The organism is Streptomyces sp. NPDC051907, from assembly GCF_040681075.1.
In the GTDB taxonomy this organism is placed as follows: domain Bacteria; phylum Actinomycetota; class Actinomycetes; order Streptomycetales; family Streptomycetaceae; genus Streptomyces.
The window spans coordinates 33,760-46,101 of sequence record NZ_JBFAYB010000074.1 but is presented as its reverse complement, the minus strand read 5'-3'; the positions used below and the strand labels follow the sequence as shown (position 1 = coordinate 46,101).

Sequence of the window (12,342 nt, the reverse complement as noted above, 5' to 3'; positions counted from 1 at the left end):
GGCGCCCGTCAGCGCGCCGCGCACGCCGGGCGACCAACCGCCGCCCGCGCCGCCGCCCGTGTCGCCCGCGCCGATCGCCGTCGTCGCCGGCTCGACGGTCCCCGAGGGCTGGTCCGCCGACGGGAAGAGCAGCGGCAGAAGGGCGGCCAGCGCGGCCAGCTTCCGCTGCCCCCGCTCCTCCCAGTCGGGTCCGTACGCCGCCGAGGCGACCTCCTCCAGCTCCGCCACGAAGGCCGCCGCGTTCTCCGGGCGGTCGTGCGGCTCCTTCGCCAGCCCGCGCCGGATCAGCGGCCGGACCGCCTCCGGCGCCTCGTCCTCGGGGATGGGCGCGCTGATGTGCTGGAGGGCCAGCTCGGCGAAGTTCTCGCCGGAGTACGGCTTGAGGCCGGTCAGGCACTCGTAGAAGGTGGCGGTCGCGGCGTAGACGTCGGCCGCCGGCGACGCGGGCTCGCCGTTCCACTGCTCCGGCGCCATGTACGCGGGGGTTCCGGCCACGCCCGGCGTGCTGCCGCGGCCCGCGGCGATGCCGAAGTCGACGAGCTTGGACGAGCCGTCCGCCGCCACCAGGACGTTCTCCGGCTTGTAGTCGCGGTGCACCACGCCCGCCCGGTGCGCGGCGGCCAGCCCCAGCAGCGAGCCCTTGAGCACCGTCAGCGCGGCCTCGGGGCCGGTGGCGCCCTCCTGCCGCAGCAGCGCGCGCAGGGCGACGCCGTCGACCAGCTCCATCACGATGGCCGCGCCCTGCGGCGCCTCGACGTACTCGTACAGGTCCACCACATGACGCGAGTCGAGGTCGCCGAGCAGGCGTGCCTCGGCCCGGAACTCGCGTACGAAGTCGGCGTCCGCCCGCAGCTTCTCGCTCAGATACTTGACCGCCACCGGCACGCCGGTCGCGTCGTGGACGGCCAGAACGACCCGCCCACAGCCCCCGGACCCCAACTCCCGGGACTCCGTGTACCCAGGCACCGTCCACGCGCTCATCGCGATCACGCTCTCCCGAGAGGAGCCGCGCACTGGCGGTTCCGATGTATGCGTACGAAACGGCCGTCGATGTACGGCCGTCGCACGGTAGCCCACGTCTTGTCCCTAGGGCAGACACATTTCCACCACGACTGGTTCCCGCCAAGGGTTCTCGTTCCCGGCATCGAACCCGAGGCGTGGGCGAGGCGGTGGGCGGGCGGACAGGGGACAGGTCCGGTGCGGCCCTAGCGGGCGCACCGGACCTGCGGGGGAGAGGCCGAACCGGTGCTGCTATCCCACGGCGGGGATCAGCCCCAGGAGGGGCGCGGCCGGCTCGGCGACCTTGCCCACCTCGCTGAGCCTGTGCAGCCCGTTCGCTGCGTCGAGCTGCTGGGAGACCGTCGGCATCTGGGCTCGCTGTGCCTCGGGCACACCGGTGGCGGCGAGCTCGTCGAGCTCGTCGGCGACGGAGATCACTCGGCCCTCGGGGGCGTCGGCGGCGTGTGCGACGGGGGCGGCGAGGGCTGAAGCGCCGGCGGCGAAGGCCACGGCGGCGAGAACGCGCTGTGCTTTGATCATGCGCTGCCTAACGGAACGGCCCGGTCCACGGACACGGCCACCCCCGCGCCGCGGCGCGTCCGACGGCTCTCGCCTCGTCTCGGCTCGTCTCCTTGCCCCGGGTTGACTTCCGGTCGCCGCGGGCGCATGCTCAACCTATCGGTTGAACAACTGGATGGTTGATTACGAGATGGCAGACGACCCGCTCAGCACCACGTTCGGCGCCCTCGCCGACCCGACCCGACGGGCCATCCTGGCGCGGCTCGCCGACGGGGCCGCCACGGTCAACGAGCTGGCCGAGCCGTTCTCCATCAGCCTGCAGGCGATCTCCAAGCATCTGAAGGTGCTCGAACGCGCCGGACTGATCACCAGAGGGCGCGATGCGCAGTACCGGCCCTGCCAGTTGCAGGCGGGCCCGCTCAAGGAGGTCAACCAGTGGCTGGAGCACTACCGTCGGTTCTGGGAGGAGAGCTTCGGCCAGCTGGACGACTACCTGATCGAACTTCAGGAAAGGCAGCGGAACCATGACCGCGAAAGCACGTGAGCACCCCACCACGCTGACCACGCCGTCCGACCGCGAACTCGTCATCACCCGCGTCTTCGACGCGCCCCGCAGCCTCGTCTTCGAGGCGTGGACCAAGCCCGAGCACGTCCGCAGGTGGTACGGCCTGCGCTCGCTGACCACGACCGTCTGCGACATCGACTTCCGGCCGGGCGGCGCCTGGCGCTGGGGCCAGAGCGACGGCAGCCAGGAGATCGTGTTCTCCGGCGTCTACCAGGAGATCGTGCCGCCGGAGCGGATCGTCTACACCGAGATCTTCGAGCAGATGCCGGGGCCGGCTGTCGTGACGACCCTGACCTTCGACGAGGAGGACGGCCGGACCACGCTGACCAGCACCTCCGTCTGGCCCTCCCGGGAGATCCGGGACCAGGCCATGGCCATGGGCATGGAGGAAGGCGTCGTCGAGACGTACGAGCGGCTGGAGGAGCACCTGCGCACGATGGGCTGAGTGCCCGCCGTCCGCGTCAGCGGGGGGCCCTGTCGCTGGTGACGGTGAAGAGGGCGCCCTCGGGGTCCCGCAGCGTCACCTCCGGGCCGTCGGGGGTCTGGCGCTCGCCCAGCACGGAGCCGCCGTTGCGGGTCGCGCCCTCGACGGCGGCCCGGACGTCGTACACCGGGAACAGGACATGCCAGCGGGGCTTGACCATGGGGTTCGGCGCGGTCTCGACCGCGCCGGAGCTCAGCCGGGCGACCACATGGCCCTCCTGGCGTACGACGACCTCGCCCTTCTCGTAGTCGACCTGGCAGCAGCCCGGCAGGTCGCAGGCCCAGTCGAGGACCTGCCCATAGAAGATCGCCGCGTCGAAGGCGTCCCGTGTCCGCAGCCGCAGCCAGACCGGCGCGGCTTTGCGCCAGGTCGCCCAGTCGGAGATCAGCTCCCCCTCCCAGATGCCGAAGACGGCGCCGTCGCGGTCGGCGGCCAGCGCGCCGCGGCCGACGGGGAGGCTGAGCGGCCCGACGGCGACGGTGGCGCAGCGCTCCTGGATCCTCGCCGCGGCCTCGTCCGCGTCGCCGACGGCGAAGTACGGCGTCCAGTCCACCGGCGCCCGCCAGTCGGGCTCCAGCGTGCCGATGCCCGCGATCGGCGCGCCGCCGTGCAGCGCGGTGCTGAACTGGTCCCCGAGCCTGGCGTGCCGGAAGGTCCACCCGAAGACCGCGCCGTAGAACGCCTGCGCCCGCGAGAGGTCGCTCGCCAGCAGCGTGATCCAGCAGGGCGCGCCGTGCACGTCATGGGTGGTGGTGCCGCTGGGCTCGGCAGGCTTCGGGTCGGTGGCCATCGCGATCAGCGTCCCTGGGGGATCGGGGCATCGTAGGGGCGATACATGAAGAATATGCCCGAATTGTCCATTTTTAGGATCCGTGCAGCTCAGAGAGGACCCCTCGCCCGAGCCGGCGACCGTCCGTAGCGGCTCGCGCCGTAGCGGGGTCGGGTCTCCGGCTTCTCAGGCCACCCGCTCCTTCCGCGGGGCGGAGCGGTCGGCGCAGATCATGCGGTGCAGACGCTCGGCGGCGGCCCGGCCGAAGACGGGGTCGTTGATATGCGTGTCGAAGTCGAGCACCTCGGTCGTGCTGCCGCGCAGACCGTCGCGGAGCGCGGTGAACAGCGCGTCGTCGACGCCGGGGTCGTGGTACGGCCCGCCCGGGCCGCCGAGCGTGGAGAGCCCGCGGAGCGGTATGCACACGGCCGTCGGCCCGACCGCCGGCCGCAGCTTCGCGGCGATGCGGCGGCCCAGCTCGGCGCACTCCGCCTCGGTGGTGCGGACGACCGTGATCGAGGGGTTGTGCACCCGCACGCGGCGATCGCGGAAGCGGTCCGGGAGGGTGTCCAGCGGGCCGAACTTGACCATGTCCAGCGCGCCCAGGCTCACCACCTGCGGTATGCCCCTGCGCCCGGCGGCGCGCAGCCGGTCCGGTCCCGCGGTCAGCACGCCGCCCACGAGGTCGTCGGCGAGCTCGCTGAGCGTCAGGTCCAGCACGCCGGCGAAGAGTCCCTCGTCGGCGAGGGACTCCAGGGTCCGTCCGCCGGCGCCGCTGGTGTGGAAGACCAGCACCTCGTAGCCGAGTTCGGTCAGCCGCTGCCGGGCCGCGTCGACGCCGGGGGTGGTCACGCCCGCCATGCTCGCGGCCACGAGCGGCCGGCCGCCGACGCCGAGATCCTCGGGCCGTACGGCCCGGGAGGCGGCGGCGAAGCCCTTGGCCATGCCGGCGACGGCGTCGGCGGCGTTGGCGAGGATGGGCGCGGAGACGGTGTTGATGCCGGCGATGTCGACGATGCTGTACATCATCGTGATGTCGGTGGAGCCGACGTACGGGGAGACGTCGCCCGAGGCCATGGAGGACACCATCAGCTTCGGGACGCCGAGCGGCAGAGCCCGCATCGCGCGCGTCGCGATCGAGGTGCCGCCGCTGCCGCCGACGGCGAGGACGCCGTGCAGCCGCTGCTCGGCGTAGAGGCGCCGCACGATCGCGGCGGCCCCGCGGGCCATCGTGGTCACCGCCGCGCCGCGGTCTCCCTCGTCCCGCAGCCTTCTCAACTCGACGCCCGCCGCCTCGGCCACGGCGGCGCGCGGAATGTCGGCGGCCACGCCGGGCTCTCCGACGACGCCCGTGTCCACGAGCACCACCTCGACCCCGCACCGCAGCAGCCGCTCCCGGAGCCAGCTGTACTCCTGGCCTTTGGTGTCCAGCGTCCCTACCAGCGTGACGATCGTCATGTCCCATACTGTTCGCGCCAATTCCGGGAGTGACAGGGTCCGCTTCGGCGATGAGCGCTTTTCAGCCGGTGCCGACGAGGGATGCGACGGACTCCTGTCACTTCCGGGCGCTGCCGGGTCGGGTGGGCGCCGCGCCCAGAGCCGGACCGACGCGGCCCGCGCGCTCGCCCCCGGAGCGTCTGCGTGCTCCTGGGATCCAGCCGTGCACTCCGTGCGCGCTACTGCGCGCCGGTTTCACCTGGTCGGATTCGGCCGAGTGGGGGGCCAAGATGGCTCACTCCCGCCCTCGTTGGGACAATCGCCCAGATGCGCTCAGCCGCCGGGCGCACCCGGCGACGCCGCGACGACGACCCAGGGGGAGCCTTGACCATGGCCCGTACGCAGATCCCAGGACCCGCAGGACTGCCGCTGCTCGGCTCGATGCTCGACCTCAAGCGGGACTCCCTCGGCACGTTCCTGAGCGCGCAGCGCGAGCACGGCGACGTCGTCCGGCTCACGGCCGGCCCGCCCGGCCTGCGCGCCGAGATCTACGCGGTGTTCTCCGCCGCCGGGGCGCAGCAGGTGCTGGCTGCCGACTCCGCCAACTTCCGCAAGGACAACGCCTTCTACCAGGAGGTACGCGAGTCCTTCGGCAACGGGCTGCTGACCAGCCAGGACGAGGACTACCTCAGGCAGCGGCGGCTCGTGCAGCCCCTGTTCACCCGTAAGCGCGTCGACGGCTACGCCGAGGCCGTCACCGCCGAGACCGCCACGATGACCGCCCGCTGGGGCGCCGCGCCCGACGCCACCGTCGACGTCATGGCCGAGATGACGGGCCTGACGCTGCGCGCCGTCGCCCGCATCCTCTTCGGCACGGACGTCGAGGCCGCCGTCGACGTCGTCGAGCGGTGCTTCCCGGTGATCGGCGAGTACACGCTGCGCCGCGGCTACTCGCCCGCCAATGTCCCGCGCGAGTGGCCCACGCCCGCCAACCGTCGGGCCGCCACCGCGACCAGCGAGCTGTACGACGTGTGCGACCGCATCATCGACAAGCGGCGCGCAGACGGCGACGCGACGGCCGGCGACGACCTCCTCAGTCTCCTCGCGCAGGTCGAGAGCGCGCAGGACGGCAGCCTCGACGCCGCCGAGATCCGCGACCAGGTGCTGATCTTCCTGCTCGCCGGACACGAGACCACCGCCACCTCGCTCGGCTTCGCCCTGCATCTGCTCGCCCGCCACCCCGAGTGCCAGAAGCAGGCGAGGGAGGAGGTCGCGGCCGTCCTCGCCGGACGCGTCCCGGGCGCGGCCGACCTGGACGCGCTGCCCTATCTGACCAAGGTGCTCAAGGAGGCCATGCGGCTCTACCCGGCGGGCCCGGTCATCGGGCGGCGCGCCGTGGAGGCCGTGGAGATCGACGGATTCAGGATCCCCGCCGGCGCCGACGTGATAGTGGCTCCCTGGGTGACCCACCGCCACCCCCGCTACTGGGACGACGCCGAGCGCTTCGACCCCGAGCGCTTCACGCCCGAGGCGGAGAAGGAGCGCCCCCGGTACGCCTGGTTCCCCTTCGGCGGCGGACCGCGCGCCTGCATCGGGCAGCACTTCTCCATGCTGGAGTCGGTCCTCGCGCTGGCGATGATCCTTCAGGAGTACGAGCTCGACGCCGTCGACCTCGACATCCCGGTCGACACCGGCATCACCCTGCGCGCCACGGGTCCCGCACGCTGCCGGCTGCGATCGCGGCGCTGACGCAGACCCTCGGCGCCGACGGTCACGTAGGGGGCTGGGCGGTGCGGGTGAACGTGCCGAGGCCCCTCTCGTCGAGATACTCGACGAGGACCCTCTCCGCCGTCCCGCCGCCCCCGATCGTGAACGTCACGTTGGTGAGTCCGACCGCGTTCTCGCCCGTCGTCGCGAAGCCGAACGTGTCGCCGTCGTAAGGCGTCAGCGGGAATCGCAGGGGCTCGGCCCGAGCCCGAGGGCGAGCCCGTCCCGCGCCGCCCTCACGACGAGCTCGCCGTAGCAGCGCTGTCGTACGTGCCGGTGTACGCGCTGTCCGCCCGGGCGGGCTTGGGGTCCACCCCCTGCGCGCGCAGATACCGCTGGATGAGGCGGCGGGCCCGTGACCTGCTGGTCGTCCGCCCGGGGGCCGAGCAGCTCTCCGACGTCCACACACAGTAGTCGGCGCGCGACGGCGTGAGCAGGGTGTTCGCGCAGGCCCACCGACCGCCGTGTCAGACGAAGTTGACCTCCGCCCGCACCAGCAGCGGATCGTCCGTCATCTGCCAGAGGGGAACCGCGTAGTTGCCGAACGCGTAGCGCCCGCCGTAGTGGAGGCCCAGGACGCGATGGTCCATCAGGTCCAGGACCGGGGAGCCGCTGTTGCCGCCCAGGGTCGAGCAGTCGTGCTTCATCACCGCCCGGTCGGTCGCCAGCTCCGTCGCCGTGCCGGGCTGGAGGCGCTTGACGTTGTAGATGTCCATGAAGATCCTGCGCATCGACTCCGGCTCGTTGCGGCGGCCGTCGTAGGCCGGGTAGCCGATGCAGTACACCGGATGGCCGGGCAGGTCCGGCGGGGCGTCCGCGGCCACCGCGAGGGGGGTCGGGAGCGTGCCGCCGGCCGGCGGCGGCACCACCCGCAGCAGCGCCATGTCGACGTCCTCGTGGATGCCGAGCACCTCGACGACCTCGAACGCCGGACCGCCGTCCGTCGGCAGCACGCCGTACTCCTCGGCCAGGTCGACCCGGGCGCTGACGCCCTGCTGGAAGGTCCAGCCCGCGCCGTCGCCGCGTGCGAACTCCGCCGCGACATGGCGGTTCGTCATCACGACGTCGGGGGCCACGAGGAAGGCCGTGCCGATCCAGTCCAGGCTGGCGTGGCCGGAGACCTCGACGCGGCCGACCCGCGCGATCGACTCGCGGATCGCGGCCCGGTGGCCGTCGAGCACCGCCCAGTCGCCCTGCTGCGAGGCGAAGTCCTGGTTCTGGACGAGGATCGCGGGGCGGCCCTCCAGCAGGACGATCGCCTCCAAGCCGAAGGACTCGTCGTCGCTGATCTCGTCCTCGCGTCCCTCGGCGAGCTTCTCCAGACCGCTCACGCCCGCGGAGAGGACCCGGTCGCGCTCCTGCTGGGCGTACTGGGAGATCTGCCCGGCGGGCTGCTCGTGCGCGGGGAGCTCCTGCTCCGATTCGGGGAACTCCTGCCACAGCCCCTCCCGTACCCGCTGCGCCACCTCCCTCAGGTCCGTGAAGACCCGCTCGGGGTCCGTGGCGACCGGTGATCTGCCGCGCCTGGCCATGTCGTCCACCTCGCTCTCCTCAGTCGTGGCGGCCGGTCGAACGCCCGGCGCCGGTCGTCGTGCCCTGCCGGTCAGCCGTGCTGCGCCGACTCGATCTCCGCGTGGATCTGGGGGCTGTTCGCCTTCAGATGGCTCATCACGCTGTCCATCTGTGTGCCGACGTTGACGAAGGCCGTCGACTTGCCCTGGAACATCACGTCCTCCACGCGCCGCGTGCCCCGGTGCAGCGCGACCACCCTCCAGTCGTCCGTGAGGACGGGCGAGCCCGAGGAGCCGCCGCGGGTGTCGGTGAAGTAGCGGACGTCCGACGCGTCGGCCTCGAACACCAGGTTGTTGCGCAGGCCGACGCGCTTGGGCTGCCCGCCCGGGTGCTGGATGATGTTGACGGCCACGATGTCGCCCTTGGCGATGGACAGCGGCTTGCCGGCCAGCTTCAGCACCGGCCGGGACGGCGGGGCGGCCAGCCGCAGCACCGCGTAGTCCAGCGTCCGGTCCGCGGCGACCAGCTCGCTGATCGCGGCCTCCTCGGTCTCGTCGTCGTCCGACTCGTAGTCGAATCTGGCGTGCGCGTTCCGCGCCTGCAGCAGCAGGTCGTCGGGCCCGGCCTGGGGCCGTCCCGCGCGGTCGGCCGTCCGGGCGTTGACGACGTGGTGGTTGGTCATGAGGAGGGTCGGGGCGATGAGCCAGCCCGTGCCGGAGTGCGGGAACCCGTTCGGCTGGAGCGGCGCGCCGCCCTCGTAGGGGGGCACCTTGATCCGGGCGACCGCCGCGCCGGCGGCCTCGCCGCCCCGCAGGAAGTCGAAGGGGACCGTGTCGTCGCGGTGGAGGATCGCCTCCTTCGTCTCCAGGTCGGGCAGCTCCGCCATCACGTCCGGCTCGCCGCCCGCGCTGCGCGCCACCTCGTCCAGGGCGCGGTTGAGCACCGCGAGCGGACCCTCCTCGGTGACCAGGCCGACGGCGTTGCGCAGCCAGAGCTCCAGCGGCACCTGGCCGTTCACGAGGCGCTCGACGCCGTTCATCTGGTTGAGGTCGGAGTGCACCTGAAGGATCGGCTGGGGCAGCATGGGCAGCGTGGCGGTGTACTTGCGCATGACGCCGGCGAGCAGGAGCGGCCTGACCTGCGGGTCGGTCAGGGTGCTGGTGTCCAGCGCGGCGTCCTTGAGCTCGCGGATCTCGTCCTGGGTGAGGTATCCGGAGTGCGTGTTCATGGCTGACCAGGCCGCCGAGGGCCGTTCCCTTCGCTTGAGGTGGGAGGGCGTGGCTGCTTCGCACGACGGCCGGCGGAGCCCGCGCCCATCGCCGCGGCCACCCCGGCGAGGAGCTGACCGCTCGGGTCGGACACGGCCAGCAGCCTTCGGGCCAGAGCGTCGAGGGTGCCGCGGTCGCGGGCCAGGCGCAGGATCCCGGTGGTGCTGGAGGGGCCCGCGCCGCCCCGCTGCGGCTTCGCCGGTCCCGCGGCGTCGCCCAGGATGTCCATCAGCGCGCCGAGCAGCGCCGGCTGCTGGGTGGCCGTACGGGTGATGGCCGTGCCGAGCGTCTCCAGCGCCTCGTCGTCCGCCGGCAGGCCCACCACCTCCAGGGCGTGGTCCAGCGCTCCGGGGTCGCGGGTGTAGACCTGCGACGCGACGGCGCGTACGAGCGCGGGCTGGTCGGCGAGCACCTTGTCGGGCACCACCCGCAGCCGCTCGGCGAGTTGGGAGTCGGCCTCGCCGCCGGGGTCCTGGGCGGACTCGGCGAGCTGGGCCCGGGCCAGCAGGGCGCCCATCGCCTCGAGGTCCTGCCCGAGGCCGACCGCCAGGTCCTCGGCCGCCCGCAGCTGCCGGTCGGCGCTCTCCCGGTCGCCGGCCTCCTCCGCGTAATGGGCGGAGAGCAGCAGCAGCTCCAACTGCCGCTCCGCGCAGCCCGCGCGCTGCGCCGGCGCGATCGCCTCCGAAGCGGCCGCCCGGGCCTCCTCGGGCCGGCCGAGCCTCTTGAGCGTTGCGGCGTACAGGGAGTGCAGCGGGCTGCACGGCGTCCACGGCCGGCGCTCCGCGAGCCGTTCGAGCGCCGCCTCGGCGAACCCCTGCGCCAGCAGGTCCTCGACCTCGCGGGCCGCGATCCGCTCCCAGTCCTCCTGGTCCGCGCCCGCCAGCACATGCGCGGGCGCCTCGCCGCCGAGCTTCGCCGTGAGCAGGGCCGCGGCTCTGGGGCCCATGTCGTGCTCGGCCCCGACGAGGTACCGCTTGACGCCGGGCAGCCACCGCTCCTCCACCGAGCGCGGATTCTCGTCCAGGCGCAGGCGGTGGTAGATCTCCTCGGCACGCGCCTCCAGGCCCTCGCGGGTGGAGTAGTAGTCGACCGCGCGCCGCTCGACGGTGCGCATCGCCTCGGTCTGGTCGCTGCCCGGCAGGCGCAGCATGATGGCGCGCACGTCGCTGCGGTGGCGTACGGCGTCGGGGCCGGCCGGCTCCACCAGGTCCAGTCGGGACAGCTCCTCGAACAGGTCGCTCGCCGCGTCGAGGGAGTCGATGCTCAGCCCGCAGGGCTCGGCGAGGACGTCCTTGATGATCTCGGGGGTGATGACCCGGAGCACCAGGCCGGGGTGGGCGAGGCGGCGCACGTCCCGGTTGGGGATGTGGTTGAGGATCCGGTCGTACAGGATGCCCTGGACGAGCATCTGGTCGACGCGGCGGAAGAACTGGTCCCGGCGGACGGGCAGGCTGCGGATCAGCTCGTGCATCTCGTCGCTCTCGCCGCCCGCGGCTGCGCCGCCGCCCGCGGTCGGGGCGTCCGTGGCGACCTCGTCGGCCGCGAGCGTGGCGGCCCGGGCGGCCAGCTTCAGACTGAGCGGGTGGCCGCCCACCCGGTCCGCCAACAGCCGTGCCACCTCGGGGTCCTTGACGCCGCAGGCCCTCAGCAGGCCGACGGAGGCCTCCGGGTCGAGCTCGTCGAGCTCGATGTCCTGCTGCTCGGGGTCCCTCGCCGGATGCTCGACGCGGGAGCGCCCCGAGACGACGACGCGCAGCCCGGGAAAGACGTTCTGGAAGGCGCGGCACATGGTCCACATCCGGCCGAGCACAGGCGAGCCCCGGTACTGGGCCGCCTCGAAGGAGTCGACGACGAGCACGAAGGGCGGGTCGTGCTGGCCCGCCGCCTCGACCGCCCGCACCAGAAGGTGGGCCCACCGCCGGATCAGGCTGGTCTCGCGCTCGGTGGCCTGGACGTGGAACTCCTGCGAGGAGGAGCGCCCCAGCACCGAGCGGGTGGTGGCCAGCTCGTGCAGCTGCGTCACCCGTTCCTGGCCCGCCCGCTGGCTGCGGGCCGTGTGCTGGCACTCGTCCGCCAGCTCGTCCATCTGCTCGCGGAACGCCGGGTACTGGATGCCGAGCTGCCGCGACGCCTCGGCGACCAGGGTGACCGGCTCGTGGATGGAGAGCGTCGGCCGTTCGAAGTCGATGTACGCGAAGGGGAAGCTGGGGGTGTGGTCGTGGACGCTGTCGAGGAGGAACTTGGCCAGCAGCGTGCTCTTGCCCATGCCGCCGGCGCCGCGGATGGCGAGCGGCGGCTTCATGACGCCGCCGGTGGGCGCCGGCTGCCGATGTCCCCTCGCCCCGGCCGCCGGCTCGCCTGCCGCCGGCGGATCGGGCATGCCGATGAAGTCGCGCAGTTGCCTCAGTTCGCGGGCGCGCCCCTGGAACGGCGACTGCACGAGGCGTTGGAGCGGCTGCAGCAGCCGCGCCCGCTCCAGGCTGTGCTGGAGCCCCACCGGGTCCGGGAGCCCGCTGACGCCCGGCACGGAGGAGAGCCACAGCACCGCCTGGACGGTGTCGGCGAGCTCGCAGGCGTTCTGGTCGGCCAAGGACGGCGGGTCGCCGGAGAGATAGGCGAAGCAGATGTGCTCAGGACCGGGGACGTCGGCGAACTGGTCGAGGTTGCACTCCAGAGCGCGCCGGGCCGCCTCCGGGCCCGTCAGCCCGTGCAGCGTCGCGTCCCGCACGTCGCTCTTGAGGCACCACAGGGCCCGCTCGTTCATGCCGATGGTGGTGCAGTCGTCGAGCAGCTCCAGGACGGCGCCGCCGGAGGCCCGCACCTCGCCGGGCAGCCGGAGCAGGAGGGGGTCGAAGTGGGTGAGCAGACAGGCGGCCGCCCGGTAGGCGCCGCGGGCGTGCGAGACACCGCGGTCGCCGTCGCCGCCCGGGCGCAGCTCCTCGCGCAGCCGGGCGGCGAAGATCTCCCGCGCCTCGGCGGGGCTTACGGCGGCTTTGGGCGCCACGGCGGCCTCAGAGCGTTC

The 12,342-nt window shown here is 73.1% G+C and carries 10 protein-coding genes; 3 read left to right on the top strand and 7 right to left on the bottom strand.

Going from position 1 to position 12,342, the window contains the following annotated elements:
• Together AB0M39_RS30205 and AB0M39_RS30200 are read right to left on the bottom strand one after the other, a co-directional pair.
• On the bottom strand, window positions 1–981 hold a 981-nt coding region (locus AB0M39_RS30205; RefSeq protein WP_365369135.1), incomplete at its 3' end, for a serine/threonine-protein kinase.
• A 270-nt stretch (window positions 982–1,251) separates the two neighbouring features.
• Window positions 1,252–1,539: a hypothetical protein gene (locus AB0M39_RS30200; protein WP_365369134.1), complete on the bottom strand. Its 288-nt coding sequence runs from the start codon at window positions 1,537–1,539 to the stop codon at window positions 1,252–1,254.
• Between the two features lie 142 nt (window positions 1,540–1,681).
• Between AB0M39_RS30200 and AB0M39_RS30195 the strand changes: the two genes are divergently transcribed.
• Together AB0M39_RS30195 and AB0M39_RS30190 are read left to right on the top strand one after the other, a co-directional pair.
• Window positions 1,682–2,062 carry a metalloregulator ArsR/SmtB family transcription factor gene (locus AB0M39_RS30195; protein ID WP_365369133.1) on the top strand — a complete coding sequence of 127 codons (381 nt, stop codon included), beginning with the start codon at window positions 1,682–1,684 and terminating at the stop codon, window positions 2,060–2,062.
• Complete coding sequence (locus tag AB0M39_RS30190) at window positions 2,043–2,528, top strand: SRPBCC family protein (protein WP_365369132.1); 486 nt, start codon at window positions 2,043–2,045, stop codon at window positions 2,526–2,528. The genes AB0M39_RS30195 and AB0M39_RS30190 overlap by 20 nt, the downstream gene beginning before the upstream one ends.
• A gap of 16 nt (window positions 2,529–2,544) precedes the next feature.
• Here AB0M39_RS30190 and AB0M39_RS30185 read toward each other — a convergent pair whose 3' ends face one another.
• Together AB0M39_RS30185 and AB0M39_RS30180 are read right to left on the bottom strand one after the other, a co-directional pair.
• Window positions 2,545–3,357: a VOC family protein gene (locus AB0M39_RS30185; RefSeq protein WP_365369131.1), complete on the bottom strand. Its 813-nt coding sequence runs from the start codon at window positions 3,355–3,357 to the stop codon at window positions 2,545–2,547.
• Between the two features lie 165 nt (window positions 3,358–3,522).
• Entirely contained in the window at window positions 3,523–4,794 is a 1,272-nt protein-coding gene (locus tag AB0M39_RS30180) for a Tm-1-like ATP-binding domain-containing protein (protein ID WP_365369130.1), read from the bottom strand.
• A gap of 369 nt (window positions 4,795–5,163) precedes the next feature.
• Between AB0M39_RS30180 and AB0M39_RS30175 the strand changes: the two genes are divergently transcribed.
• Window positions 5,164–6,522, top strand: a complete 1,359-nt coding sequence (locus AB0M39_RS30175) for a cytochrome P450 (protein ID WP_365369129.1) — start codon at window positions 5,164–5,166, stop codon at window positions 6,520–6,522.
• Between the two features lie 485 nt (window positions 6,523–7,007).
• On the opposite strand, the gene AB0M39_RS30170 is transcribed toward AB0M39_RS30175, so the two are convergent.
• The 3 genes from AB0M39_RS30170 to AB0M39_RS30160 all read right to left on the bottom strand — a co-directional run bounded on the left by AB0M39_RS30170 (window position 7,008) and on the right by AB0M39_RS30160 (window position 12,324).
• On the bottom strand, window positions 7,008–8,072 hold the full coding sequence (locus AB0M39_RS30170; RefSeq protein ID WP_365369136.1) for a serine protease: 1,065 nt from the start codon (window positions 8,070–8,072) through the stop codon (window positions 7,008–7,010).
• Window positions 8,073–8,143: 71 nt separating this feature from the next.
• Window positions 8,144–9,280 carry a trypsin-like peptidase domain-containing protein gene (locus AB0M39_RS30165; RefSeq protein ID WP_365369128.1) on the bottom strand — a complete coding sequence of 379 codons (1,137 nt, stop codon included), beginning with the start codon at window positions 9,278–9,280 and terminating at the stop codon, window positions 8,144–8,146.
• Window positions 9,277–12,324 (bottom strand): ATP-binding protein, encoded by a 3,048-nt coding sequence (locus AB0M39_RS30160; RefSeq protein WP_365369127.1) that lies wholly within the window; start codon window positions 12,322–12,324, stop codon window positions 9,277–9,279. The genes AB0M39_RS30165 and AB0M39_RS30160 overlap by 4 nt, the downstream gene beginning before the upstream one ends.
• Between the last annotated feature and the right edge of the window lie 18 nt (window positions 12,325–12,342).